This window comes from Sphingomonas sp. RS2018, assembly GCF_054489605.1.
The window spans coordinates 200,587-226,074 of the sequence record NZ_JBTMWL010000003.1; the positions used below are offsets into that span (position 1 = coordinate 200,587).

Consider the following 25,488-nt stretch of genomic DNA (forward strand, 5'->3'; position numbering starts at 1 on the left):
GCTCCTGATTCCCGGCGGCTCCTCGTTCCGGGGGCGGATCGATCAATGCGCGGCCGGTCGATCCGTTCCGGACGTCGAGCGGGAGCGCGCGCTCGCGACATGCTGAGGACCTTGTTAACCAAAATATCACCGGATCGCGCTAAGCCCGTGAGAATGTTCGCAGGTTCGACTCTCCAGCATGTCCGGCGACTCGCCGCTGCGGTCGTCCGCCGGCGGCGTGGCGGCGCCAGCCTGCTGAGGCGGGACGAGGGGCATTTTGACGCGCCGCCGCGCCCGCCGCTGCATGCCGCGCGCGAGCTGGGCGTGGCATCGTTCGACGCGCTGCGGTCGCCGGTGCCGGTCGAGCGCGAGCTGCCGCGCGATCTCGACATGCCGCTCGCCGCGTTCGATCCCTTCGCCATTCCCGCGACGCCGGCGGTGCCGGTGCCGCTCGCCGAACCGCTGGCGAAGCTGGCGATGAAGAGCCCGCCGGCGGTTCAGGACGATGCGCCGCCGCCGATCGCCACGCCGCGTACCGATGCGACCATTCACGCCCTGCTCGAACGGCTGGAGCGCAGCATCGGTCGCCGCGAAGCCGCCGTGCCGCCGCCTGCGATCGGGCTGGCACGGACGCTCGACGAGCTTCGCAGCAAGGCGATGCGCGGCGCGGCCTGAGCGCTACAGCAGGCCCATCGCGCGAAAGCTGCCCGTGCCCTTGCCCGACAGGATCAGCGCGTCGAGCATGCGCACCCCGACCGCCTCCAGCGCCTGCGCCAGCAGCCGTGTGTGCGCGAGATCGGCCGGACTCGGCGTGATGTCGCCGCTCGGGTGATTGTGCGCCAGGATGACGCCGCGCGCGTCGAGCGACAGCGCATCGCGCACCACGCGGCGCACCGACAGCGCGACATGGTCCGCCCCGCCGGGAACGTGGCGCAGGCACAGCAAACCGTGATGACCGTCGAGATAGGCGATGCCCGCCACTTCGATCCGCTCGCACGACAGATGCGCGAAGAGTGCGCGGGCCGCCGCAGTCCCGTCGATCGTGCGGTGAACGACCTGCGCTGGAGGTGGCGACAGCATCGCGCGAGAGTGGCCGCGCTGTACGATAACCCGCCACCCGAACTCACTCCGGAATGGCAGTCGAACCCTCCGTTGTGGAGCTTGTGTCGCCTCCGCCAGCGGTTAAGACCGTTGGCCATGACTGCCGACCGCCATTACGAGTACCAGTATCTCGACCTGCTTGCCCGCGTCTGGACCGAGGGGGACGAGCGGCACGACCGCACCGGCGTCGGTACGCGGTCGCTGTTCGGGCCGACGATGCGATTCGACCTTTCGGACGGGCAGGTGCCGCTGCTGACGACGAAGCGGGTCGCGTGGAAGACGGCGACGCGCGAGATGCTGTGGTTCCTGTCGGGCAGCACCAGCATCCGCCCGCTGGTCGAACAGGGCGTGCATATCTGGACCGACTGGCCGCTCGCCGCCTATGTCCGCGCGACCGGCGAGACGATCGACCGCGACGCGTTCGAGGCGCGGATCGTAGCCGACGACGATTTCGCCGCGCGCTGGGGTGAGCTTGGGCCCGTCTATGGCAAGCAATGGGTCGACTGGCCGGTGTACGATGCGGTGGGCGACGGGCTGTACCGCCGCCGTGCGGAAGGCATCGACCAGATCGCCGCACTGGTGACGTCGCTGCGCACCAATCCGGCGTCGCGGCGGCATATCTTCACCGGCTGGAACGTGGCGGAGCTCGACCAGATGGCGCTGCCGCCGTGCCACATGACCTACCAGTTCCACGTCGCCGGCGGGCGGCTGTCGGGCATGCTGTGGCAGCGGTCGTGCGACCTTGGCCTGGGCTTCGCCTTTAACGTCTTCTCCGCCTCGCTGCTGATCGCGATGTTGGCGCAGCAGTGCGACTTGGTGCCGGGCGAGCTGGTGTGGAGCTGCGGCGACGCGCATGTTTATCTGAACCACGCGCATCTGGTCGAGGAACAGCGGGCGCGGACGCCGTCCGGACGACCGGTGCTGGAGGTGTTGCGGCGTCCGAAGTCGATCTTCGATTACGCCATCGAGGACTTCGCGGTGCGGGATTACGCTCCGCAGGCGCATATCTCGGCGCCGGTGGCGGTGTAATCAAGCGGGGGAGAGGGCTTAGACCGCCGCCAGCGCGCCGTGCTGGTCAATCTTCGTGAGATGCCTCACCAACATCGCACGGAACCCCTCATCCGCCGCCAATGCCGGCGGCACGATCGCCGCGATCGACAGCAGCGCCGCAACCCGCTCGGCCGGATCGGACAGACCGCGCAGCCGCTCGGCGGTGACGGCGGCCAGCGGATCGTCGACGGTGTAGCGCGCGCCGCTGTCGTCGCGGCCGCCCTGCCACTTCATCCACGCCGCGACGCCCAGCGCCAGCGCGTCGACCGAAAGCCCCTTCGCACGCCGCTCGGCGATAGGCGCGAGCAGGCGCTGCGGCAGCTTCTGCGATCCGTCCATCGCGATCTGGCGCGTGCGATGCTGGAGCGAGGCGTTGGCGAAGCGCGCCATGAGCGCGGTGCGATAGGCTAGCACGTCGAGGCCCGGCGGCGGGTCGAGCGTCGCCGCCGCCTCGTCCCACAGCCGTTCGACGAACGCGCGCACCGGGGCCTGCGCCACCATCTCATGCACGAAATCGACACCGGCCAGCCCGCCCAGATAGGCGATCGCGCTGTGCGCACCGTTCAGCAGGCGCAGCTTCGCATCCTCCCAGGGCGCGACGTCCGCCGTCAGCTGCACGCCCACCGCGGCGAGATCGGGGCGCTCGCCGGCGAAGCGGTTCTCGACCACCCACTGGCTGAACGGCTCGGTCTTCACGAGCGCGCGGTCCTCGACGCCGATGCGCGCGGATAGCGCCGCGATGTCGGCGTCGGTGGTCGCGGGGACGATGCGGTCGACCATCGTCTGCGGGAAAGCGCCGTGCCGCTCGATCCAGTCGGCCAGCGCCGGATCATGCGCGCGCGCCAGCGCGACGACCGCCGCCGCCAGCCGTCGGCCGTTGTGCGGCAGATTGTCGCAGGAGATCGCGGTGAAGGGCACGAGGCCGCGCGCGTGCCGTTCAGCCAACGCGGCGACGATGAAGCCGGGCGCGGTGCGCGGCGCGGACAGGTTCGCCATGTCTGCGGCAAGATCGGCGTCGTCGACATTCAGCGTGCCGCTGGCGGGATCGAGCTTGTAGCCCTTCTCGGTCACCGTCAGGCTGACGATATGGCAGTCTGCGTGCGCCATCGCCGCGACCAGTGCCGCGGGCGATTTGGGCGCGACCAGCACGTCCTTGACCGCGCCGATGATGCGCAGCCGCTCGTCCGCCCCGTCGCGCACCGCGAGCGTATAGAGCCCGTCCTGCGGCACCATCTGATCGCGCACGCCCGCCGATCGCAGCGATGCGCCGACGATCCCCCACCGCAGGTCGCCTGCGCTCAGCACCGCGTCGGCATAGGCCGCCTGATGCGCCCGGTGGAACGCGCCGATGCCCAGATGGACAATGCCGGGGCGGACGGCGGCGCGATCGTAGGCGGGGCGCTCCGCGTCGGCGGGGAGGGTGGCGAGGGTGGAGGCGGAGAGGCGGGTCATGACACAGCGGTCTAGACCGCGATGCTGTAAAGAGAAACCGTTGGATGGCGCTTCCCCTTGGCAAGACGCGCGGCGTGGCCGCATAACGCGCTCATGCCCGCGATCGTCCTCTACCTCGCCCGCGCCCGCAACGGCGTGATCGGCCGCGACGGCCAGCTGCCTTGGCGGCTGCCCGCCGACCTTAAGCGCTTCAAGGCGATGACGATGGGCAAACCAATAGTGATGGGGCGCAAGACGTTCGAGAGCTTCCCCGCCCCGCTGCCCGGCCGCCGTCACATCGTGCTGACGCGCGATCCGCGGTGGCAGGCGGCGGGCGCGGAGGTGGCGGCGTCACCGGACGCCGCCCTAGCGTTGGCAGGCGACGTGCCGGAGGTGGCGGTGATCGGCGGCGCGGAGGTGTTCGCGCTGTTCCTCGATCACGCCCACCGGATCGAGCTGACCGAGGTCGACGCCGAACCCGAGGGCGATACGGTAATGCCGCCGTTCGTCGGCTGGCGGGAGACGGCGCGCGAGGATCACGACGGTTTCGGCTTCGTAACGCTGGAGCCATAGGACGGTGCGCCCTTCGCGCCGCCGCAGGAAACCGATGTCCTACAACACCGCAATGTGCTTGATGCTCCGTCGATGGCCTTTCGGCAAAAGTGACAAAGGAGACGACAGGGGACGAATGAAGGACGTTTCGGTCGCTTTTGGTAGCCGACCGGGCGGGTCACAGTACGCATGAGACGCCGCCGGATCGTCGGCGGCATCGCCGCTGTGCTCGTTACGGCAATTGCCGCCTTTTTCCTGTTCGCTCCAGCGATCGTCGAGCGCAGTATGAACCGGGTGGTGCCCGCGCCTTTGCCGACCATCACGGGCCGAACGCAGTTCGTCCACCACGACATCGCCATCGCCGACATGCATGCCGACACGCTGCTGTGGTCGCGCGACCTGCTCGAGCGGTCGAATCGCGGGCAGGTCGATCTGCCGCGCCTGCGGACCGGCAATGTCGCGCTGCAGATATTCTCGTCGGTGACGAAGACGCCGAAGGGCCAGAACTACGACGCCAACGACGCCGACAGTGACAACATCACGCTGCTGACCATCGCCCAGGCGCAGCCGCCGCGGACGTGGACGTCGCTGCTCGAACGCTCGCTCTGGCATGCGGAGAAGCTGAAGCGGGCGGTGGCGCGGTCCGAGGGGCATCTGCGGCTCATCACTGATGTTGCCAGCCTCGATACGCTGCTGGACGATCGCGAGCGAATGAAGCTGTGGTTGCACCAGCGGCCGGACGGACGCCCGGTGGGTGCGATGCTGTCGGTGGAGGGTTTACAGGGGCTGGGCGGCGACATCCGCAATCTCGATCGGCTGTACGATGCCGGGTTCCGCATGGCGGGCTTCGCGCATTTCTTCGACAACGACGTCGCCGGGTCGATGCACGGACGCGCGAAGGGCGGGCTGACGCCGTTCGGCGCGCGGGTGATGTCGCGGATGGAGGACAGGGGCATGATCGTCGACATCGCCCACGCCAGCCACGCCGCCGTCGCCGACATCCTTGCACGCGCACGCCGCCCGGTCGTCTCCAGCCACGGCGGCGTGCAGGCGACGTGCCGCGAGAATCGCAACCTGACCGATGCGGAAATCCGCGGCGTCGCGCGCACCGGTGGGGTCGTCGGCATCGGCTTCTGGCCGGGCGCGGTGTGCTCGACCGACCCGCGCGCCATCGCCGCCGCCATCGCCCATGTCCGCGATCTCGTCGGCATCGATCGTGTCGGGCTGGGGTCGGACTTCGACGGCGCGGTGACGACCGGCTTCGACGTGTCGCAGCTGGCCGTCGTGTCGCAGGCGCTCGCCAACCGCGGGTTCACGGAAGGGGAGGTGGCGAAGGTGATGGGCGGCAACGTCCTGCGCGTGGTGCGCGCGGGCATCCAGCCCCTTTCCCCAGCGGCGCCCGCCCGCTAGGCGGCGGACATGGTGCGGCTGGATGGTGGAGCGCGGGTTCCGGATGCGTTGCGCGGCGGGATCGTGGCGCTCGGCAATTTCGATGGCTTTCACCTCGGGCACCAGGCGGTGGCCGGGGCGGCGATCGCGCGGGCGCGGGCCGAGGGGCGGCCGGCGATCGTCGCGACCTTCGATCCGCATCCGGTGCGCTTCTTCAAGCCGGATGTGGCGCCCTTTCGCCTGACGACGCTCGACCAGCGCGAGCGGCTGTTCGCGGATGCTGGCGCGGATGCGATGCTGGTCTTCGCCTTCGACGCCGCGCTCGCCGGGCTGGACGCACGCGCCTTCGTCGAGCAGCGGCTGCTGGGCCTGATCGGCGCAGCCGGCGTGGTGACGGGGGAGGACTTCACCTTCGGACGCGGGCGCAGCGGATCGACCGCGGTGCTGCGCGACCTGGGCGCCGAGCTGGGCTTCTCGGTCGAGACGGTCGGCGCGGTGCTGGCGGACTGCGAGCCTGTCTCCTCCAGCCGCATCCGCGACGCCTTGCAGGCCGGACGCCCGCGCGACGCCGCCGCGCTGCTGACGCGGCCATTCGCGATCGCGGGCGTGGTGCAGCCGGGCGACCGGGTAGGCCGCACGATCGGCTATCCGACCGCGAACATCGACCTCGGTAAATATCTGCGTCCCGCCTACGGCATCTATGCGGTGCGCGGGCGACTGGCGGACGGGCGCGTGCTGCACGGCGCCGCGAACCTCGGCATCCGCCCGACATTCGTCCCGCCGAAGGAATTGCTGGAGCCGTATTTCTTCGACTTTTCGGACGACCTGTACGGGCAAGACATCGAGGTCGAGCTGATCGAATATCTGCGGCCCGAGGCGAAGTTCGATACGCTGGACGCGTTGAAGGCGCAGATGGCGCTGGATTGCGCGCGGGCGCGGGCGATCCTCAATGCCCCATAACGGGGCTTTATTCGAAGCGTCCGCTGGATTGCGCGCGGGCGCGGGACATTCTCAATACCCCGTAGCGGGGGTTTGTGAGAAGCGCTAAGCCCGCCGCGATATGACCGAAGCCACCGACTACCGCGACACCGTCTTCCTGCCGAAGACCGACTTCCCGATGAAGGCGGGCCTCGCCGCCAAGGAGCCGGCGATCCTCGAGCGCTGGGCGAAGATGGGCCTCTACGATCGCCTGCGCACCGAGCGCGCGGGCCGCGAGCGCTTCATCCTGCATGACGGTCCGCCCTACGCCAACGGCGACATCCACATGGGCCATGCGATGAACAAGATCCTGAAGGATCTTGTCATCCGCTCGCAGACCCTGCTCGGCAAGGACGCGCCGTATGTGCCCGGCTGGGACTGTCACGGCCTGCCGATCGAGTGGAAGATCGAGGAAGCCTATCGCGCCAAGAAGCGGTCGAAGGATGAGGTGCCCGCGGCCGAATTCCGTGCCGAATGCCGCGCCTATGCCGAGAACTGGGTCGCCGTGCAGCGCGCGCAGTTCGAGCGGCTGGGCGTGCAGGGCGACTGGGACGACCCCTATCTGACGATGAAGTTCGAGGCGGAGGCGACGATCGTCGGCGAACTGCTGAAGTTCGCCGAAAGCGGCCAGCTATACCGCGGCGCCAAGCCCGTCATGTGGTCGCCCGTCGAGAAGACCGCGCTGGCCGAAGCGGAGGTCGAGTATGAGGACGTCGTGTCGACGCAGATCGACGTGGCGTTCGAGATCGTCGATGCGCCGAATGCGCCCGAACTGGTCGGTGCGCATGCGGTGATTTGGACGACCACGCCGTGGACGATCCCGGTGAACCAGGCTTTGGCGTTCGGCACGGCGATCGACTATCTCGTCTTCGCGCATCAGGGGACGCGCTATATCGTCGCGGAGCCGCTGTTGCCGGCGTTCACGGCACGTACCGGCATCGGCATGGAAACATTCGAGATGCTGGCCAAGGGGCCGGTGCTCGAAGGCGCCACCGCCCGCCACCCGATGCACCACCTCGGCGGCTTCTTCGCCAAGCCGCGTCCGTTCCTGCCCGGAGACTTCGTCACCACCGACGCCGGCACCGGCCTCGTTCACATGGCGCCGGATCACGGCGAAGACGACTTCGCGCTGTGCAAGGCGCATGACATCGATCCGGTCTTCGCGGTCGACGGCGCGGGGATGTACCGGGCGGACTGGGCGTGGCTCGGCGGGCAGGGCAGCGTCATCAACAAGAAGTTCGTGGGTGCCGACGGGCCGATCTGCACCGATCTGCGCAACGTGGGTGCGTTGCTGGCGGCGTCGGACGACTTCGCGCACAGCTATCCGCATAGCTGGCGGTCGAAGGCGAAGATCATCTTCCGCGCGACGCCGCAGTGGTTCATCCCGATGGATCAGGTTGCAGCTCCGACGCGGGAACAGGCGATGCTGGCCGCGCAGCCGCTGGCGATGGACCCGCTGGGATCGCCAACCATCGGCATGGGGATCGGCAACGGCCCGACCCTGCGCGAACTCGCACTCGACGCGATCGAGCGGACGAAGTGGGTGCCGGCGCGGTCGCAGAACCGCATCCGCTCGATGGTCGAGGGGCGGCCCGACTGGGTCATCAGCCGCCAGCGGGCCTGGGGTGTGCCGATCGCGATCTACGTTAATCGCGCGACAGGGGAATATCTCCGCGATCCAGCGGTCAATGCGCGGATCGTCCAGGCGTTCGAACAGGGCGGCGCCGACGCGTGGTTCGCGGCTGACCACCAGATATTGCTGGGCGCCGACTACGACCTCGCGGACTATGAGCCGCAGAAGGACATTCTCGACGTCTGGTTCGATTCGGGCAGCACCCACGCCTTCGTGATCGAGGCGCGCTATGGCGCCGGCACCCGCGCGAACCTGTATCTGGAGGGGTCGGACCAGCATCGCGGCTGGTTCCAGTCGTCGCTGCTCGAAAGCTGCGGCACGCGCGGGCGCGCGCCCTATGACGCGGTGCTGACGCACGGCTTCGCGCTGGACGGCAACGGGCGCAAGATGTCGAAGTCGCTCGGCAACGTCGTCGATCCGCTGAAGGTGATCGGCGAGAGCGGAGCCGACATATTGCGCCTGTGGGTCGCGCAGACCGATTATTTCGAGGACGTCCGCATCGGCAAGGAGGTGCTGGCCGGCACGTCCGACACATATCGCAAGTTGCGCAACACCTTCCGCTACCTGCTCGGCGCGCTGGACGGGTTCGCGGAGGACGAGCGGGTCGACGTGACCGACATGCCCGAGCTGGAACGCTATGTGCTGACGCGGTTGGGACAACTCGACGTCGAGCTGCGTACGGCGGCGGAGAGCTATGAGTTCAACCGCTACGCCCGCGCTTTGGCCGATTTTGCCAACGACGACCTGTCTGCGTTCTTCTTCGATATCCGCAAGGATTCGCTCTACTGCGACGCACCGACCGATCCGAAGCGGCGCGCGTATCGGACGGTGCTCGACGTGCTGTTCCACGCACTGGTACGCTACGCCGCGCCGATCCTGGTCTTCACCGCCGAGGAGGTGTGGCAGGCGCGCTTCCCGAGCGAGGACGGCTCCGTTCACCTGCTCGAATGGCCCGAATTGCCGGCACTGCCGGGCGACATGGCGATGTCCACCAACTGGGCCGACGTGCGCGCGCTGCGGTCGCAGGTGACCGAGGCGATCGAGCCGTATCGCCGCGAGAAGACGATCCGGTCCAGCAACGAGGCGGCGGTGACGGTCCCCGAACTGCCGCTGTCGGAGGGGGCGCTGGCCGAGGTGTTCATCGTCGCCGAAGTGGCGGAGGGCGAGGCGCTGACCGTCGCGCGCACCGCGCAGCACAAATGCGGCCGATGCTGGCGTCACTTGCCCGAGGTTGCGCAGGACGGCGCGTTGTGCGACCGCTGCGCGTCCGTCGTTGCCTGAGCCTTCATGACCAATAACCGCCTGTCCGGCTTCTTGCTGGCCCTCTTCGTCTTCATCGTCGACCAGGCCGTGAAGGCGTGGGTCGTCGGCCCGCTCGGCCTGAACCATCTCGGCGCGGTGCAAGAGGTCGTGTCCTTCTTCGACCTGCGCTTCGTGCCGAACATCGGTATTTCGCTCGGGCTGCTGCCCGCCGACAGCCCGGCCACACGCTGGGCGCTGGTCGCGCTGACCGCGGTGATCGCGGTCGGCGTCGGCATCTGGATGTCGCGCGAGACGGTGAAGGGCGACCTGCTGGCGCTCGGCCTCGTGCTCGGCGGCGCGCTCGGGAATATCCTCGACCGGATACGGTTCGGCTATGTCGTCGATTATGCGGACCTGCATTTCGGCGAGTGGCGCCCGTTTTTGGTCTTCAATGTCGCCGACGCCGCGATTACCATCGGCGTCGTCATCCTGCTGCTGCGTTCGCTGTTCGTGCGTGCGCCGTCGCAGCCGGTGCCCCAGGAGAAGTGAGAATGCGTAAGACCGTCCTGATCGTCGGGGGCATCGCCGCCGCGCTGGCGCTGTCGGCCTGCGGGCGTAGTGGCGTGAACCGCGACCGGCCGGACGAATTCGCGGTGGGCCGTCAGGCGCCGCTGGTGATCCCGCCCGACTACGCCCTGCGCCCGCCGCAGCCCGGCGCCGCCCGCCCGCAAGACGCCAGCCCGTCGCAGCAGGCGCTGGAAGCGCTGTTCGGCGGCCCGGCGACGCGCAGCGTGACGGAAGCCGCAGCGCTGACCGCCGCCGGTCGCAACACGGCTGAAACGGGCATTCGCTCGTCCGCTGGCGACCCCGGCACGACCGTCGTCGACAAGGGCTCGACCACCCGCGACATCGTCGCCGCGCCGCAGGGCGACGGTCAGGCGGCGCGGGTTGGTACGGGGGCGGCCGCTCCTGCGCCACAGCCGACGCCGGCTGCTACTCCGACGCCGCAGTAATTCGTTCAGAGAAGGCGAAGGCGCGAAGAAGAATGGGTTCGCGCGGGGGCGCAGAGAATTTCATGGCGCCGCAGGCTCTCCAACCAGTGGTTGTTTGAGTGCTTCGGGTTCGACCTAGTGCAAGCTCTCCGCACCTCCATGTCTCCGCGCGACCCCAATCCTTTTGTCTTCGCGCCTTAGCGCCTTTCCTGAACCACCTTCTCCCTTGCCCCCCGGACTCGGCCACGTCATAGGCAGCCACATGGTTCCCTTTTCGTTCGCCGGCCACGATCTGCGCGCCCTGCGTGAGGGGGCGGTGTATTGGCCGGCGCGGCGGGCGCTGCTGATCGCCGACCTGCATTTCGAGAAGGCGAGCTGGTTCGCGCATTTTGGCCAGCTGCTCCCTCCCTATGATTCGATCGCGACGCTGGAAGCGCTGACCGCGCTGGTGGAGCGATGCGCGCCCGAGGAGATCTGGTGCCTGGGCGACAGCTTCCATGATTCGAAGGGGTGCGAGCGTCTGCCCGAGCGGGCGCAGGCGATGCTGCGCGCGCTGACGTCGGCGACGCGCTGGACGTGGATCACCGGCAATCACGATGCGCAGATGGTCGATCACTGCGGCGGCGAGATCGTCGAGGAGGCGGTCGTCGATGGCATAGTGCTGCGTCACGAGGCCGAACCCGGCGATCCGCGGCCCGAGCTGTCCGGCCATTTCCACCCGAAGCTCCGCGTCCGCGTGCGGGGACGCCAGATCGCGCGCCGCTGCTTCGTCGCGACGCCGCGCAAGCTGATCCTGCCGGCGTTCGGTTCGCTGACCGGCGGGCTCGACGCGCACCATCCGGAGATCGTCCGCGCGGTCGGCGGGCGCGATGTCGCGCGGGCACTGGTCGCGCTGGACGACCGGCTGCTGAGTTTTCCGCTGGCGGCCTGATATTTCGTGTCGTGCTCCCGCGCAGGCGGGAGCCCAGGGCCGCAACCGATAGCGTTCGTAACTCTGGGCTCCCGCCTGCGCGGGAGCACGTTACGTTTTACCCGCCCACGACCTGTTCGATCACGCCGAACACCGGATGGTGGCGATCGTCCTCGACCCAGATGCGCACCGTGTCGCCGCTCTTCAGGAACGGCGTGGTCGCCGTGCCGTCGCGGATCGTCTCGACCGTGCGGACCTCGGCCAGGCAGGAATAGCCGACGCCGCCCTCGGCGATCGGCTTGCCGGGGCCGCCGTCGGCATCGCGATTGCTGACCGTGCCTGAACCGATGATCGTGCCGGCGCCGAGCGCACGGGTCTTCGCCGCATGCGCGATCAGCGTGCCGAAATCGAAGGTCATGTCCTCACCCGCCGCGGCGCGGCCGAACGGCTTGCCGTTCAGGTCGACCATCAGCGTGCGGTGCAGCTTGCCGTCCTGCCACCAGTCGCCCAGCGCATCGGGCGTGACGAAGACGGGCGAGAAGGCGCTGGCGGGCTTGGACTGGAAGAAGCCGAAGCCCTTCGCCAGTTCGCCGGGGATCAGGTTGCGCAGTGACACGTCGTTGGTCAGCCCGACCAGCAGGATCGCATCGAGCGCCTGCTCGCGCGTCGCGCCCTGCGGCACGTCGCCGGTGACGACGACGACCTCCGCCTCCAGATCGCAGCCCCAAGCCTCGTCGGCGAGCGGGATCGCATCGCGGGCCCCCAGGAAACCGTCGCTGCCGCCCTGGTACATCAGTGGATCGTGCCAGAACGTCTCCGGCATCTCCGCCCCGCGCGCCTGTCGGACGAGGGCGACGTGGTTCAAATAGGCCGAACCGTCCGCCCACTGATACGCGCGCGGTAGCGGTGCGGCGGCGTCGTGTTCGTGGAAACGCTCACGCGGAATGACCTCATGGTCGAGATCGGTCTGGAGATTGCGCAGATCGGGCAGCAGCCGGTCCCAGTCGTCGAGGGCCGCCTGAAGCGTCGGTGCGATGTGACTGGCGTCAGCATACCAGGCGAGATCGGACGAGACGACGACCAGGGCGCCGTCCCGGCCCTGCTTGAGGCTTGCCAATTTCATTCGCAACTTCTCCTGTCTTTTCCCGTTCATGCGCCCCGGCATTGACTTGGGCAAGCGAGTGTTCGACCTGACTTCGATGGCGTTACGGTTCCTTGACCATGGTGGAGAGATGGGCAGGTTGATCCGTGCCCGCGACTGGTCGGCGACCCCGCTCGGTCCGATCGCGGACTGGCCGCCGACGCTGCATTCCATGCTCGGGGTTTGCCTCGCTTCCAGCCTGCCGAGCTGCATCTATTGGGGTCCGGACCTCCGGCTGCTCTACAACGACGCCTGGTCACCGATCCCGGGCGAACGCCATCCGGCGTGCCTCGGCGAGCCGGCGCGCGAGGTTTGGCACGATATCTGGGACGTGATCGGCCCGCAGGTCGAACAGGTGTTGGAGAGCGGCGACGGCTTCGCGACTTACGACCAGCTGCTGCACTTCGTCCGCCATGGCGAGGTGACGGAGACGTTCTGGAATTACAGCTTCACGCCGATCCGCGACGAACACGGCGATATCAAGGGCATCTTCAACCAGGGTAACGAGACGACGCGGCTAGTGCTAAGCGAGCGCGGGCGGGCGGGCGAGATCGCGCGGCTGCGCGAGCTGTTCCGGCAGGCGCCGGGCGCGGTCGCGCTGCTGCGCGGGCCGGACATGGTCTATGAGTTCGCCAACGATGCCTATGGCGAGCTGATCGGCCATCGGCCGGCGGTCGGGCGCAAGCTGCTCGACGTGCTGCCCGAACTCGCCGGCACCGGCTATTTCGATCTGCTGCGCGACGTGCGCCGGACGGGGGAGGCGTACCGCGTCGATGCTGCACCGGTGAAGGTGTTCGCCCCCGACGGCGGTCTCGGCGAAACCCGGATGCTCGACGTCGTGTATCAGCCGATCCGCGACGATAGCGGCAAGGTCGCCGACGTGTTCGTCCAGGCCTATGACGTGACCGAGCGGGAGACGGCGCAGCGCGAGCTTCGCCGCAGCGAGGAGCGCCTGCAGATGGCGCTCGGTTCGTCGTTCAGCATCGGCACTTGGGACTGGGACGTGACGAACGACCAGGTCACCGCCGACGAACGCTTTGCGCGGCTTTACGGTGTCGATCCGGCGATGGCGGCGCGGGGGGCGCCGATTGCCGAATTCTTCCGCGGCATTTATCCCGACGATCTGCCGCGGATCGAGGCGGCGATCGCTGCGACGCTGAGCAGCGGGCAGGGCTTTGCCGAGGAGTATCGGCTGGTCCAGCCCGGCCGGCGCACGGTCTGGGTCGCGGCACAGGGGCGCGCGCACTTCGACGCGCAGGGCAATGCCGTGCGTTTGCCCGGCATATCGTTCGATATCACGCAGCGCCGCCATGCGGAGGAAGCCGCCCGCGCCGCCGCCGCCGATCTGCAGATCGCGACCGAGACGCAGGCGTTCGTGTTTCGGTTGGCCGAACGCATGCGCGACCTCGATAGCGCGGATGCCATCCTGCGGCTAAGCGCGGCGACGCTCGGGCGACGGCTGGGGGCCGATCGGGTCGGCTTCTATCGGCTGCTGTCCGACGATGTCGCGCAGTTCCTGTACTGCTGGCATAACGATCGGCTGCCGTCGCTTACGGGGACGATGCCGACCGATGATTTCGGCGTGGCCAACATCGCCCGGTATCGCGCCGGGGAAACGGTGACGATCAGCGACTATGCCGGCGACGAGGACGTGCGCGACACGCGCCTTGGCCGGCTGGCGGGGGCGGGCATCGGCGTGCCGCTGCGTCGCGGGGGCCAGTGGCGCGCGACGCTGTTCGTCAATGCCGCCATCGCGCGACGCTGGACCGCCGACGAGATCGCGCTGGTCGAATCGGTGGCGGAGACGACGTGGGACGTCGTCGAGCGCGCGCAGGCGGTGATCGCGCTGCGCGACAGCGAGGAAAAATTCCGCGCCATCGCCAATTCGATCGACCAGATGGTGTGGTCGACGCTGCCGGACGGCTATCACGACTATTACAACGAGCGCTGGTACGAATTCACCGGCGTGCCGCACGGCACCACCGACGGCGACGAATGGAACGGTGTGTTCCATCCCGACGATCAGGAGCGCGCCTTTGCCTTGTGGCGCTGCTGCCTGGAAAGCGGCGACCCGTACCGCATCGAATATCGCTTGCGGCACCGGTCGGGCGAGTATCGCTGGGTGCTGGGCAGCGCGACGCCGGTGCGCGACACGGCCGGGCGGATCACCCGCTGGTTCGGAACGTGCACCGACATCCAGGAGATCGTCGAGGCGCGCGAGGTGCTGAACCGGTCGCGCATCGAGCTGGAGGACGCGATCGTCGAGCGTACCCGCCAGCTGATGCAGGCCGAGGAGCAGCTGCGCCAGGCGCAGAAGATGGAGGCGCTGGGCCAGCTGACCGGCGGCATCGCGCACGACTTCAACAACATGCTGGCGGTCGTCATCGGCGCGCTCGACCTGCTGGAACGACGCATCGCCAAGGGGCGCACGGACGTCTCGCGCTATGTCGAGGCGGCGCGTGACGGCGCCAATCGCGCTGCGCAGCTGACCCAGCGGCTGCTGTCCTTCTCGCGCCAGACGACGCTGGCGGTCGCGGTTGTAGATGTGGGCGAACTGGTCGGCGGGATGACCGACATGCTGACCCGCACGATCGGCGAGGCGGTGGCGATCCATACCGAACTCGCGTCCGACCTGTGGCTGGTGAGCGCGGATCGCAGCCAGCTCGAGAACGGCATCATCAACCTGGCCGTCAATGCCCGCGATGCGATGCCGCGCGGCGGCGAACTGACCATCACCACCGAAAATGCGACGCTCGACGATGCGGCGGCAACCGCACGTGGGCTGATTGCGGGCGATTTCGTGCGGCTGACGGTGCGGGATACCGGCGTCGGCATGGATCCGGAGATTGCGGCGCGCGCGTTCGACCCGTTCTTCACGACGAAGTCGGTCGGCAAGGGGACCGGGCTGGGCCTCAGCCAAGTGTTCGGATTCGTGCGTCAGTCTGGTGGCCATGTCGGCATCGATACGGCGCCGGGCGAAGGCACGTCGGTCACCATCCTGCTGCCGCGCGAAAGCAACGCTGTCACCCCGGCGCCATCGCCAGCATCGTTGCCCGACGAGCGTGGCGGGATCTCGGCCGAGGTTGTGTTCGTGGTCGAGGACGACGAGCGCGTCCGCAGCTATTCGGTCGAGGCGTTGCGGGAACTGGGCTATACCGTCGTGCAGGCCTGCGATGGCGCGAGCGCGCTGGCGATGATCGATGCAGGGCAGGGCGCCGACCTGCTGTTCACCGACGTCGTCATGCCGGGGATGACCGGGCGCGAGCTGGCGGTCGCGGCGCGCAAGCGACTGCCGGGCCTACGTGTGCTGTTCACCAGCGGCTATACTCGCGACGCCGTCGAGCGCGGCGGCACCGAGGAGGCGACGCTGCTGCGCAAGCCGTTCGACATCGCCACGCTGGCCGACCGCATCCGTTCAATGCTCGACGCCTGAGGCGAAGGCGGGTAGGGGCCTCGCGGGTTTCCCGGCAAAAGGACGGATGAGTGGCAAACGTCGCGGTAATCGGCGCCCAATGGGGCGACGAGGGCAAGGGCAAGATCGTCGACTGGCTGGCGGAGCGCGCCGACATGGTCGTGCGCTTTCAGGGCGGCCACAATGCCGGCCACACGCTGGTGGTGGGCGAGAAGGTGTACAAGCTGTCGCTGCTGCCATCGGGCATCGTCCGTGGGACGCCGAGCGTCATCGGCAACGGCGTGGTGCTCGACCCCTGGGCGCTGCGCGACGAGATCGCCCGGCTGGCGGATCAGGGTGTCACCGTGACGCCCGAGGTGCTGACGCTCGCCGAGACGTGCCCGCTGATCCTGCCGTTCCACCGCGATCTCGACGCGCTGCGCGAGGATGCGAGTGGTGCTGGCAAGATCGGCACGACGCGCCGCGGCATCGGTCCCGCCTATGAGGACAAGGTCGGCCGCCGTGCGATCCGCGTGTGCGACCTTGCGCATCTCGATGCACTTGGGCCGCAGCTCGACCGCCTGACCGCGCACCACGACGCGCTGCGCGCCGGTTTCGGCCAGCCGCCGATCGACCGCGCCGCGCTGATCGCCGAGCTGGAGGAGATCGCCGGCTTCGTGCTGCCGTTCGCCAAGCCGGCGTGGAAATTGCTGGCCGAGGCAAAGGTGCGCGGGCGGCGGATGCTGTTCGAGGGCGCGCAGGGCGTGCTGCTCGACATCGACCATGGCACCTACCCGTTTGTCACCTCGTCGAACACGGTCGCCGGCACCGCAGCGGCCGGATCGGGCATGGGGCCGGGCGCGGTGGGCTTCGTTCTTGGCATCGCCAAGGCCTATACCACGCGCGTCGGATCGGGCCCGTTCCCGACCGAGCGCGACGATGCGGTCGGCGAGCGGCTGGGCACGCGCGGGCATGAATTCGGCACGGTCACGGGGCGCAAGCGCCGCTGCGGCTGGTTCGACGCCGTACTGGTGCGCCAGTCGGTCGCGGTATCGGGCATCACCGGCATCGCGTTGACGAAGCTTGACGTGCTCGACGGGTTCGAGACGATCAGCATCTGCACCGGCTATCGGCTGGGCGACCAGACCCTCGATCACTTCCCGGCGCACGCAGCCGATCAGGCGCGGGTCGAGCCGATCTGGGAGGATATGCCCGGCTGGTCCGAATCGACCGCGGGCGCGCGCAGCTGGGCCGAACTGCCGGCGCAGGCGATCAAGTACATCCGCCGCATCGAGGAACTGATCCAGTGCCCGGTGGCGCTGGTATCGACCAGCCCGGAGCGTGACGACACGATCCTGGTGCGCGACCCGTTCGCGGACTGAGCGGGTACATAAAAACGGACCGGCCGTTACCGGCCGGTCCGTCCATATTCGTCAGCGACTGACGATCAGCGCGGCTTGCGCTTCGATTTCTTCTTGTCGGTCGTCGTCGCCGTATCGGTCGTCGTTGTCGTCTCGACCGTCGCGGTCGTGGGATCCGCACTGGTCGGCGGCGTCGCCGTCACAGTCGAATCGGTCGTCGTCGTGGTGGACGGCGTCGTCAGCGGGTCCGTCGTCGGTGTCTGGTTGATCGGCGGATTGATCTGCGTCGGATCTAGCGGAGTCGTCGTCTGCGGCGTGCCGAGCGGTGCGGTCTGCGGCGACGTGGTCGTCTGCGCCGACAGGGCGGCCGGGGCGCCTGCGATCAGCAGGCCAGCGATAAATGTCTTCATCATAACGGCTTCTCCTTGAAGTCACCGTTACGAACGAGCCGTCTCGCACTTCGGGTGCAGCCCAAAAAGGGCCCTATCCCTCCTGCGCCACGGCCCGTCCCGGCACAGATACTATCAGTTCAGCCGCATTGCGCACGGTGCAGCAGTTTCTGGTCGGCCAGCACCAGCGCGACCATCGCCTCCACCACCGGCACGCCGCGAATGCCCACGCACGGGTCGTGACGCCCCTTGGTACGGATATCGGTCGCTCCGCCGTCGCGGGTGATCGTTTGCACCGGCGTCAGGATCGAGCTGGTCGGCTTGAATGCGACGCGCAGCCGCACCGGCTGACCCGTGGCAATGCCGCCGGCGATGCCACCCGCGTGATTGGCGAGGAAGTCCGGCCCGTCTGCACCGGGCCGCATCGGATCGGCGTTCGCCTCGCCCGACAGCGCCGCCGCTGCGAAACCGTCGCCGATCTCGACACCCTTCACCGCGTTGATCGACATGCAGGCGGCGGCGAGTTCGCTGTCGAGCTTGGCGTAGAGGGGGGCACCCCAGCCGGCGGGCACGCCGGTCGCCTCGCATGCGACGACAGCGCCCAGCGACGATCCCGCCTTGCGCGCGGTGTCGACCAGCCCCTCCCAGCGGGCGGCGGCGACGGGATCGGGGCAGAAGAACGGATTGGCGTCGATCGCGGAGTCGTCGAAATTGGCGGGGTCGATCGCGTCCCCGCCGATCGCCTCGACCCAGGCGCGGATGCGGACCTCCGGGATCGCGGCGCGCGCCACCGCGCCCGCGGCGACGCGCGCGGCGGTCTCCCGCGCCGACGATCGCCCGCCGCCGCGATAGTCGCGAAAGCCATATTTGGCGTCATAGGCATAGTCGGCGTGGCCGGGGCGATAGGCCTGCGCGACCTCGGAATAATCCTTCGATCGCTGATCGGTGTTCTCGATCATCAGGCTGATCGGCGTGCCGGTCGTCCGCCCCTCGAACGTGCCCGACAGGATGCGGACGGCGTCCGCTTCCTGCCGCTGCGTCGTGAAGCGCGAGGTGCCGGGGCGGCGGCGGTCGAGGAACGGCTGGATATCGCCCTCCGCCAGTGTCAGGCCGGGCGGGCACCCGTCGATCACCGCGCCCAGCGCCGGCCCGTGGCTCTCCCCCCAGGTGGTGAAGCGGAACACGCGCCCGAAGCTGTTGACGCTCATCTCAATCCCCAATCTCGGCGAACGCGTCCGCATGCACGGCATCGCCGCGCACCCCGCACGGCATCGCACCGTTCTGCAACGGCAACGCCAGCAGATAGTCGCCGGCATAGGGCGTGTCGAACCCCTGCGCCCAATCGGTCGCGAACCCGTGCCGCCCGTAGAGACCGGGCTCGCCCAGCACGAAGCACAGCACCGCGCCCGCTGCCGCCACGTCGCGCAGGCCGGTTCGGATCAGCGCATCGGCGACCCCACGCCCGCGCGCACCCGTCGCTACCGCGAGCGGTGCCAGCGCGACCGCCGGGACGTCCTTGCCTGCCACATCCACGCGCATCCGGCTGAACGCGATCACGCCCGCCAACCCGCCAGTCGCGTCGTCGTCCGCGACCAGCGTCAGTACCATATCGCCATCGATGCACAGCCGCCGCACCAGATCGGCCTCGTCAGCCTGTGGAAAGGTCGCGCGCAACAACGCGTCGATCGCCGCGACATCGCCGCCGGTCGCGGCGCGGATGATGATGGTCACAAGGTTGTCGCTGTCACCATGCGGGTACTCGGACATCGCACCGGCGTCACGCCAGCGCGATATCCGGGGCGTCCTCCGCCTTCATGCCGATCACGTTGTAGCCGGCGTCGACATGATGGATCTCGCCCGTGACGCCCGACGCAAGGTCGCTGAGCAGGTACAGCCCGGCGCCGCCGACGTCTTCGATCGTCACGGTGCGGCGCATCGGCGAGTTCAGTTCGTTCCATTTGAGGATGTAGTTGAAATCGCCGATCCCGCGCGCCGCCAGCGTCTGGATGGGGCCGGCGGAGATGCCGTTGATGCGGATGTTTTCCGGCCCCAGGTCGACCGCCAGATACTTTACGCTCGTCTCCAGCGCGGCCTTCGCTACGCCCATGACGTTATAGTGCGGGATGACCTTTTCGGCGCCATAATAGGTCAGCGTGACGATCGATCCGCCATTGGGCATCATCTCACGCGCGCGCTTCGCCACCGCGACCAGCGAGTAGGCAGAGATGTTCATCGTCATCAGGAAATTGTCGAGCGTGGTGTCGTAATAGCGGCCGCGCAGCTGCGACTTGTCGGAGAAGCCAATCGCGTGGACGACGAAATCGATCGTCGGCCACTCCGCCTTCAGCGCGTCGAACGTCGCGTCGAGCGCCGCCATGTCGCTGACGTCGCAGTCGAACAGCCGCGCGACGCCCAGTTCCTCGGCGAGCGGGCGGACGCGCTTTTCCATCGCCGCGCCCTGATAGCTGAACGCGAGCTCAGCGCCCGCCTCGCTCAACTTCTTGGCGATCCCCCATGCCAGCGACTTGTCGTTGGCGAGGCCCATGATGAGCCCCCGTTTGCCCTGCATCAATCCGGTCACGCGGCCACGGCCTCCACTGTCTTATCCGTCAGCGGCGCTTCTAGCCCCGGATCGGCCGGTTCCGCCAGCGCCGCGTTCAGATGGGCACCGAAGACGATACCCAGACCGATCAGGAAGAAGAACAGCAATGCCACGACGACGCCCGCGAGACTGCCGTAGGTCAGGTCGTATCCGCCCAGGCTGGAGAGCACGAGGGGCAGGAGGGCGGTCATGCTGACCCACCAGACGGTGGTGAACAGCGCGCCGGGCCATTTCGGGCAGTCGGAATAGCGGTATTTCGACGGGGTGACCGAATAAAACAGCATGTAGAGCGCGCCGAACATGACAATGCCGGGGATGATCCGGCTGATGCCGATCCAGCTGGCGGCATGTTCGGCGAAGGGGACGAGGCGATAGATGAATTGCTCGGCCGCGGTCAGCACGCCCTGCACCAGGAACGACAGCAGCGCGAGCACGACCGATCCGACGATCACGGCGACAGAGCCGAGGCGGTATTGCCAGAAGGGGTTGGCGAAGGTTGTGCCATAGGCACGGCGGAAGATGTCGCGGATGGTCTCGATAAAGCTACCCACCGTCCACAGACCGACGAGACCACCCAGCCATAGCAATGACCCCGTCCTGGCGCCGAGGACATCGCTGATCGGCTTGCGCAATATGTCCGCGACGTCGGGCGGGAGCACGTTCAGGAAGGAGGCGACGGCATGCTGCGTCTCCCCGCTCTGGCCGAGCAGCGAGGCGATGGCAGCGGCGACGATGAAAAAGGGGAACACCGTCATTAGCGCGAGATAGGCGAGGTTGCCGGCGTGAATGAAGCCGTCGGTATAGACGCCGATCAGCACGCGCTTCGCGACCTCCCAGGCGGCGCTGCCCGGCTTCACCTTCGCCAGCTCGCGGCTCATGCGCGCGCGCGCCTTGCCGTGCTTGTGCGCGCGCGCTTCGGGACTTTGCGGGGAGGCGGTCTGATCCATGCGGCGTTAGACGCCCAGTCGACTACGGGGGTTCCCCTGTTCCTTGCCGGCCCAGCCCTCGACGAACGCGGTCAGATCGTCGTCGGCGGCAGGCACCTCGATCATCAGCGTCACCAGTTGGTCGCCGCGCACGCCACCCTTGGCATGAAAACCGCGGCCCTTGAGGCGCAGGACCTTGCCCGAGGACGATCCTGCGGGCACCTTCACGTTCACCGGTCCCTCGACGGTCGGCACCTGCACGGTCGCACCCAGCACCGCCTCCGACAGCGTGATCGGCAGGTCGAGCCGGACATTGTCGCCGTCGCGGGTGAAGAAGCGGTGGGCGGCGACCTCGATCGAGACGATCGCGTCGCCGAAGCCGCCCGGACCTTCCTCACCCTTGCCCGACAGGCGCATCTGCGTGCCCGTTTCGACGCCGGCGGGCAGCTTCAGGTCGATGGTCTTGCCGTCGCGCAGCGTCACGCGCTGTGTCGCCAGCGCAGCCGCATCCTCGAAGCTGACAGGCAGGCGATAGGGGACGTTCGCGCCCTTGGGTGCCGGACGCCGGCCGAACCCGCTCGAAAAGCCGCCGCCGCGCTGCGCGCCCGCGCCGCCGAAGATGCTTTCGAAGATGTCGCCGAAGTCGCTGGCATCGGCGCCGCCGCCACCGAAATCGGTCGAGAAGCCGCCACCGCCCTGCCGCGACGCGGCGCCGGGGCGCTGGCCATAGCCGAACGGCGCAGCGGGGTTGCCGTCGCCGTCGATCTCGCCGCGGTCGAAGCGGGCCCGCTTGTCCTTGTCGGTCAACAGGTCGTACGCCTGCGTCACCTGGCTGAACCGCTCCGACGCCTTGGGATTGTCCTTGTTGCGGTCGGGATGCAGTTCCTTCGCCAGCGTGCGATAGGCTTTCTTGATCTCGCCTTCGCTGGCGCCGCGCGCCACGCCCAGGGTCTTGTACGGATCGGCCACGTGGTCCCCGTTTCTTGCAGATAGGTCAGGGCGCCATGTGGGTCGTTTCACGCCCGGACGCAATCGGGCCGCCCGCGGATACGGACGGCCCGGTCGGGAAATCCCGTATCAGCGGGTTTCGCGGTCGGTGCGCAGTCCGGCCGCCTGCGGCTCGGCCAGTTCGGCCTCGCCCGCCATGGCGTGGTCGGCGTCCGACTTCAGCGTGTCGAGATGCATCAGCTTCTTCACGAGCGGGCTGAGCATCAGGACCACGACGGCGATGCCGATCGTCCACCAACCGATGGTCGAATAGATGGCGAGCGTGCCCTCCTTCGTCATTTCGCCACCCTCGCCGCCGCCGGTCGCCTCGCCGATCTTGCCCGCGACGAAATTGCCGACCGCGGTCATGTAGAACCACGCACCCATGATGAGGCTGGCGAGGAATTTCGGCGCCAGCCGGTTCATCGCGCTGAGTCCGACTGGCGACAGGCAGAGCTCGCCGGTCGTCTGGAACAGGTAGATCAGGAAGACGAACAGGACCGGTGTCAGCGCCGCCGCGCCGACCGACTGCGCACCCCATACGAAGACGAGGAAGGAGAAGCCGACCTGCGCCAGCGCAAGCCCGAATTTGGCGGGCGCGGACGGCTCGAACCCGCGTTTGCCGAGCCACACCCACAAAGCCGCGAAGATCGGCCCCAGCGTGATGATGAAGATAGAATTGATCGACTGGAACAGCGACGCCGGCACGCCCCCGCGATCGACGAAGCGATCGGTGTAGAGGTTGAGCGACCCGCCCGCCTGTTCGAACAGGCCCCAGAATACGGGGTTCAGCGCGATCAGGAACAGGATGGCGAACATGCGGTCGCGCGCATGCGGTTCCAGCTTGAAGGATTCGTAAAGGACATAGCCGAGCAGGCCGATGCCGGAGATGATGAGCAGGGTCTGGATGACGTCTTGATACTGGATCAGCGCCCAGATGACGGCGATCGACGCGACGCCGATGCCGTAGAGCGAAAATTCCTTGCGCCTGGTGAGCGGGTGGGGTGCCTCGCCCGCGCCCAGCAGCAGCGGGCGACCGATCACGAAAACGATCAGGCCGAGGATCATGCCGAGCCCCGCCGCGCCGAAGCCGTAGGACCAGCCATAGGTTTCGCCCAGCCAGCCAGCCAGGATGACGCCCAGCGCCGCGCCCGAATTGATGCCGACGTAGAAGATCGTATAGGCGCCATCGCGCCGTGCGTCGGTCAGCGGATAGAGCTGACCCACCATCACCGAGATATTGGCCTTCAGGAAGCCCGATCCGACGATGATGAACGACAGCGCCAGCCAGAAGATGCTGATCGCCGACGACTGTTGCCCCCCGTCGCCCTCCACCGCCATCAACAGATGACCGAGGCTGAGCAGCACCGCGCCGAACAGTACCGCCTTGCGCTGGCCCAGATAGCGATCGGCGAGATAGCCGCCTAGCACGGGGGTAATGTAAACGAGCGAGGTATAGGCGCCGTAGATCAGGTTCGATTTGCTGTCGTCGAACAGCCAGTGCTTGGTGAGATAGAAGATCAGCAGGGCACGCATGCCGTAGTAGGAGAAACGCTCCCACATCTCGGCGAAGAACAGGACGTAGAGGCCCTTCGGATGGCCGGCGACCTCCGCGCTTTTCGTCGTGAGGGCATAGCCCCCGGCGGCCAGCATCACGGCCAGAAAGCCGAGCGCGATGGTTGGAATGATCGGCAAGTCCGTGTCCCCTGAACGCTGGCCGCGCGTGGTGCGGCCATCAGATTATGGCGCGGAGACTAGGGGGATAATCGGGCGTGTAAAGCGTGGGTGGGAGCGGCATGGTCCCAAAACCCGTTCGTGCTGAGCTTGTCGAAGCACTGCATTTTTCTGGCCTCGGTCGCCTTGGCACGCAGAAGGGCAGCCCTTCGACAAGCTCAGGGCGAACGGGTGGGGGGTGTTCGACAAACCTCCGCCCCGTTCTGCCTGAGCCCTTTAACAGGTTCAGGATAAACTGCGCGCTTCGTGCCGCAGTCGAAGCCCCCTCTCCCACAAGGTGCTTCAACTTCGCTCAACACGAACGGGGAGGGGGCAAACGCGTAGAATACTTAGACGAACAACCCCAGCGGACCGCGGCCGCCGCTCGTCCACGTCGACCAGTTCGGCATGACGTAGGGCATGTCGGTGGCCGGCACGCCGTGCCACTGCGCGATGGCGCCGAGATATTCCTCCTGCGCGATGCCCGGCAGGAAGCGGCCTTCGCTCGCGACGTCGTCGGCGCCGCCGAGCGTGGTGGAGGGGTAGAGGCCGTGGACGGTCTTCGCCTTCAGCCCCGCGCCCATCACCAGATGGTTGCTGCCCCACGCATGATCGGTGCCCATCTGCGCATTGCCGCGATAGGTTCGGCCGAAGTCGCTCATCGTGAAGGCGGTGACGCCGTCCGACAGACCCAGCGATTTGATCGCCTTGTGGAAGGCCGCCATCGCCAGCGCGAGGTCGCCGAGCAGGTTGGCGTGGGTGCCCGTCGACGTATCGGTGTTCACCTGCGCGCTGTGGTTGTCGTAGCCGCCCTGCGTGACGAAGAAGGTCTGGCGATCGTGGCCGAGCGTGCCGCGCGCCTCGATCATCCGGGCGACGCGCAGCAGTTGGCGCGCGACATCGCTGGTCAGCGCGGCACCGGTCGCCGGGTTGACGAAGAAGGCGTCGATCGTGCTCGTGGCGGTGAGGATGGTGTTGGCGGTGGTCGCCTGTGTGAAGGCGGCGCTGACCTGCTTCGCCGTCACGTCGGCGATCGTACCCATGCCGGCGGCGCTGGCGAAGGCATCGATCGCGCCGTTCTTCGCCGACGCGCCGTTCGCATAGCCGTTGCGAGTCAGCGTGCCGGTGGACGGCAGGATCAGCGGCGAGCTGGTCTGGCCGATCACGGCGAGGTTTGATCCGCCGAGCGAGATGAGGGCCGGGGTCGGCGGGACGGTCGACTTGTCGGCGATGCGGCCCATGAAGCCGTCGTAGTTGTCGGTGCGCGCGCGCAGTCCCTGCCAGTGCGCCTGCTCGTCCGAATGGCTGAGCAGGTTCGTCGGGCGCAGGTCGCTGCGGCTCTGGTACGTCGCCTTGGTCAGCGGGGCGAACAGCGTGCCGGCGTTGAGGACAAGGCCCAAAGCGCCTTCATCCCACACCGGGTTCAGTGCCGACGCCATCGCCGGGTGCAGCGCATAGGGCACGCCCGACAACGGAGTGAGACGGGCCTGTGCCAGCGCCACGGTACCGCGCGACGCGGCATAGCCGGCGTAGCGCGTGTCGGTGGGGACAACCATGTTCCAGCCGTCGTTGCCGCCGAACAGGAAGATTCCGACCATCGCACGATAACTGCCGGCGCCGGCAGCTATCGCGGTGGTGCGGGCAAGCTGGCCGAGCGCGGCGGCGGCGCCGGCCCCGGCGATGAAGCGCGTGAAATCGCGGCGGGAGAAATCCACGGCCAT

General features: G+C 68.0%; 22 protein-coding genes. 11 read left to right on the top strand and 11 right to left on the bottom strand.

Going from position 1 to position 25,488, the window contains the following annotated elements; all coding sequences use genetic code 11:
• The first annotated feature begins 153 nt into the window (after positions 1–153).
• Positions 154–654, top strand: a complete 501-nt coding sequence (locus tag ACX40P_RS10245) for a hypothetical protein (RefSeq protein ID WP_459126241.1) — start codon at positions 154–156, stop codon at positions 652–654.
• A 3-nt stretch (positions 655–657) separates the two neighbouring features.
• Here ACX40P_RS10245 and ACX40P_RS10250 read toward each other — a convergent pair whose 3' ends face one another.
• Complete coding sequence (locus ACX40P_RS10250) at positions 658–1,059, bottom strand: JAB domain-containing protein (RefSeq protein ID WP_459126242.1); 402 nt, start codon at positions 1,057–1,059, stop codon at positions 658–660.
• A 117-nt stretch (positions 1,060–1,176) separates the two neighbouring features.
• Here ACX40P_RS10250 and thyA point away from each other — a divergent pair, with 117 nt between their 5' ends.
• Positions 1,177–2,109, top strand: coding sequence for a thymidylate synthase (thyA, locus tag ACX40P_RS10255; protein WP_459126243.1), 933 nt, complete (start codon positions 1,177–1,179; stop codon positions 2,107–2,109).
• 18 nt (positions 2,110–2,127) lie between these two features.
• Here thyA and ACX40P_RS10260 read toward each other — a convergent pair whose 3' ends face one another.
• Complete coding sequence (locus ACX40P_RS10260) at positions 2,128–3,582, bottom strand: mannitol dehydrogenase family protein (protein ID WP_459126244.1); 1,455 nt, start codon at positions 3,580–3,582, stop codon at positions 2,128–2,130.
• A 93-nt stretch (positions 3,583–3,675) separates the two neighbouring features.
• Between ACX40P_RS10260 and ACX40P_RS10265 the strand changes: the two genes are divergently transcribed.
• The 7 genes from ACX40P_RS10265 (at position 3,676) to pdeM (ending at position 11,278) form a co-directional block, all read left to right on the top strand.
• Positions 3,676–4,134: a dihydrofolate reductase gene (locus tag ACX40P_RS10265; protein WP_459126245.1), complete on the top strand. Its 459-nt coding sequence runs from the start codon at positions 3,676–3,678 to the stop codon at positions 4,132–4,134.
• A gap of 168 nt (positions 4,135–4,302) precedes the next feature.
• The gene (locus tag ACX40P_RS10270) at positions 4,303–5,523 is read left to right on the top strand and encodes a dipeptidase (protein WP_459126246.1); all 1,221 of its coding nucleotides are present in this window, start codon (positions 4,303–4,305) and stop codon (positions 5,521–5,523) included.
• 9 nt (positions 5,524–5,532) lie between these two features.
• Positions 5,533–6,462 carry a bifunctional riboflavin kinase/FAD synthetase gene (locus tag ACX40P_RS10275; RefSeq protein WP_459126247.1) on the top strand — a complete coding sequence of 310 codons (930 nt, stop codon included), beginning with the start codon at positions 5,533–5,535 and terminating at the stop codon, positions 6,460–6,462.
• 100 nt (positions 6,463–6,562) lie between these two features.
• Entirely contained in the window at positions 6,563–9,394 is a 2,832-nt protein-coding gene (ileS, locus tag ACX40P_RS10280) for an isoleucine--tRNA ligase (RefSeq protein ID WP_459126248.1), read from the top strand.
• 6 nt (positions 9,395–9,400) lie between these two features.
• A complete protein-coding gene (lspA, locus tag ACX40P_RS10285) occupies positions 9,401–9,904 on the top strand; it encodes a signal peptidase II (protein ID WP_459126249.1) in 504 nt (167 codons plus the stop codon).
• 2 nt (positions 9,905–9,906) lie between these two features.
• A complete protein-coding gene (locus ACX40P_RS10290) occupies positions 9,907–10,368 on the top strand; it encodes a DUF3035 domain-containing protein (protein ID WP_459126250.1) in 462 nt (153 codons plus the stop codon).
• Between the two features lie 241 nt (positions 10,369–10,609).
• A complete protein-coding gene (gene pdeM, locus ACX40P_RS10295) occupies positions 10,610–11,278 on the top strand; it encodes a ligase-associated DNA damage response endonuclease PdeM (RefSeq protein ID WP_459126251.1) in 669 nt (222 codons plus the stop codon).
• Positions 11,279–11,375: 97 nt separating this feature from the next.
• On the opposite strand, the gene ACX40P_RS10300 is transcribed toward pdeM, so the two are convergent.
• Positions 11,376–12,380 (bottom strand): fumarylacetoacetate hydrolase family protein, encoded by a 1,005-nt coding sequence (locus ACX40P_RS10300; protein ID WP_459126252.1) that lies wholly within the window; start codon positions 12,378–12,380, stop codon positions 11,376–11,378.
• A 109-nt stretch (positions 12,381–12,489) separates the two neighbouring features.
• Between ACX40P_RS10300 and ACX40P_RS10305 the strand changes: the two genes are divergently transcribed.
• Both ACX40P_RS10305 and ACX40P_RS10310 read left to right on the top strand, forming a co-directional pair.
• Positions 12,490–15,831, top strand: a complete 3,342-nt coding sequence (locus tag ACX40P_RS10305) for a PAS domain-containing protein (RefSeq protein ID WP_459126253.1) — start codon at positions 12,490–12,492, stop codon at positions 15,829–15,831.
• Between the two features lie 50 nt (positions 15,832–15,881).
• A complete protein-coding gene (locus tag ACX40P_RS10310; RefSeq protein ID WP_459126254.1) occupies positions 15,882–17,171 on the top strand; it encodes an adenylosuccinate synthase in 1,290 nt (429 codons plus the stop codon).
• Positions 17,172–17,236: 65 nt separating this feature from the next.
• Here ACX40P_RS10310 and ACX40P_RS10315 read toward each other — a convergent pair whose 3' ends face one another.
• The 8 genes from ACX40P_RS10315 to ACX40P_RS10350 form a co-directional block, all read right to left on the bottom strand.
• Positions 17,237–17,560 (bottom strand): hypothetical protein, encoded by a 324-nt coding sequence (locus ACX40P_RS10315; protein WP_459126255.1) that lies wholly within the window; start codon positions 17,558–17,560, stop codon positions 17,237–17,239.
• Positions 17,561–17,679: 119 nt separating this feature from the next.
• Complete coding sequence (aroC, locus tag ACX40P_RS10320) at positions 17,680–18,747, bottom strand: chorismate synthase (RefSeq protein WP_459126256.1); 1,068 nt, start codon at positions 18,745–18,747, stop codon at positions 17,680–17,682.
• Between the two features lies 1 nt (position 18,748).
• The gene (locus ACX40P_RS10325) at positions 18,749–19,270 is read right to left on the bottom strand and encodes a GNAT family N-acetyltransferase (protein WP_459126257.1); all 522 of its coding nucleotides are present in this window, start codon (positions 19,268–19,270) and stop codon (positions 18,749–18,751) included.
• Between the two features lie 46 nt (positions 19,271–19,316).
• Positions 19,317–20,108, bottom strand: coding sequence for an enoyl-ACP reductase FabI (gene fabI, locus ACX40P_RS10330; RefSeq protein WP_459126648.1), 792 nt, complete (start codon positions 20,106–20,108; stop codon positions 19,317–19,319).
• Positions 20,109–20,116: 8 nt separating this feature from the next.
• Positions 20,117–21,088: a YihY/virulence factor BrkB family protein gene (locus ACX40P_RS10335; protein ID WP_459126258.1), complete on the bottom strand. Its 972-nt coding sequence runs from the start codon at positions 21,086–21,088 to the stop codon at positions 20,117–20,119.
• Between the two features lie 6 nt (positions 21,089–21,094).
• Positions 21,095–22,036 carry a DnaJ C-terminal domain-containing protein gene (locus tag ACX40P_RS10340; protein WP_459126259.1) on the bottom strand — a complete coding sequence of 314 codons (942 nt, stop codon included), beginning with the start codon at positions 22,034–22,036 and terminating at the stop codon, positions 21,095–21,097.
• Between the two features lie 108 nt (positions 22,037–22,144).
• Positions 22,145–23,707, bottom strand: a complete 1,563-nt coding sequence (locus ACX40P_RS10345) for a peptide MFS transporter (protein WP_459126649.1) — start codon at positions 23,705–23,707, stop codon at positions 22,145–22,147.
• Between the two features lie 410 nt (positions 23,708–24,117).
• Entirely contained in the window at positions 24,118–25,482 is a 1,365-nt protein-coding gene (locus ACX40P_RS10350) for a DUF1501 domain-containing protein (protein WP_459126260.1), read from the bottom strand.
• Between the last annotated feature and the right edge of the window lie 6 nt (positions 25,483–25,488).

What these genes read in the sequence shown, in the direction of transcription:
- ACX40P_RS10305 (WP_459126253.1), top strand. Translation starts at nt 12,490, where the DNA reads ATGGGCAGGTTGATCCGTGCCCGCGACTGGTCGGCGACCCCGCTCGGT.
- ACX40P_RS10335 (WP_459126258.1), bottom strand. Translation starts at nt 21,088, where the DNA reads ATGGATCAGACCGCCTCCCCGCAAAGTCCCGAAGCGCGCGCGCACAAG.
- pdeM (WP_459126251.1), top strand. Translation starts at nt 10,610, where the DNA reads ATGGTTCCCTTTTCGTTCGCCGGCCACGATCTGCGCGCCCTGCGTGAG.
- ACX40P_RS10300 (WP_459126252.1), bottom strand. Translation starts at nt 12,380, where the DNA reads ATGAAATTGGCAAGCCTCAAGCAGGGCCGGGACGGCGCCCTGGTCGTC.
- ileS (WP_459126248.1), top strand. Translation starts at nt 6,563, where the DNA reads ATGACCGAAGCCACCGACTACCGCGACACCGTCTTCCTGCCGAAGACC.
- ACX40P_RS10250 (WP_459126242.1), bottom strand. Translation starts at nt 1,059, where the DNA reads ATGCTGTCGCCACCTCCAGCGCAGGTCGTTCACCGCACGATCGACGGG.
- aroC (WP_459126256.1), bottom strand. Translation starts at nt 18,747, where the DNA reads ATGAGCGTCAACAGCTTCGGGCGCGTGTTCCGCTTCACCACCTGGGGG.
- ACX40P_RS10315 (WP_459126255.1), bottom strand. Translation starts at nt 17,560, where the DNA reads ATGAAGACATTTATCGCTGGCCTGCTGATCGCAGGCGCCCCGGCCGCC.
- ACX40P_RS10245 (WP_459126241.1), top strand. Translation starts at nt 154, where the DNA reads ATGTTCGCAGGTTCGACTCTCCAGCATGTCCGGCGACTCGCCGCTGCG.
- thyA (WP_459126243.1), top strand. Translation starts at nt 1,177, where the DNA reads ATGACTGCCGACCGCCATTACGAGTACCAGTATCTCGACCTGCTTGCC.
- ACX40P_RS10345 (WP_459126649.1), bottom strand. Translation starts at nt 23,707, where the DNA reads ATGCTGGCCGCCGGGGGCTATGCCCTCACGACGAAAAGCGCGGAGGTC.
- lspA (WP_459126249.1), top strand. Translation starts at nt 9,401, where the DNA reads ATGACCAATAACCGCCTGTCCGGCTTCTTGCTGGCCCTCTTCGTCTTC.
- ACX40P_RS10265 (WP_459126245.1), top strand. Translation starts at nt 3,676, where the DNA reads ATGCCCGCGATCGTCCTCTACCTCGCCCGCGCCCGCAACGGCGTGATC.
- fabI (WP_459126648.1), bottom strand. Translation starts at nt 20,108, where the DNA reads ATGCAGGGCAAACGGGGGCTCATCATGGGCCTCGCCAACGACAAGTCG.
- ACX40P_RS10275 (WP_459126247.1), top strand. Translation starts at nt 5,533, where the DNA reads ATGGTGCGGCTGGATGGTGGAGCGCGGGTTCCGGATGCGTTGCGCGGC.
- ACX40P_RS10290 (WP_459126250.1), top strand. Translation starts at nt 9,907, where the DNA reads ATGCGTAAGACCGTCCTGATCGTCGGGGGCATCGCCGCCGCGCTGGCG.
- ACX40P_RS10270 (WP_459126246.1), top strand. Translation starts at nt 4,303, where the DNA reads ATGAGACGCCGCCGGATCGTCGGCGGCATCGCCGCTGTGCTCGTTACG.
- ACX40P_RS10260 (WP_459126244.1), bottom strand. Translation starts at nt 3,582, where the DNA reads ATGACCCGCCTCTCCGCCTCCACCCTCGCCACCCTCCCCGCCGACGCG.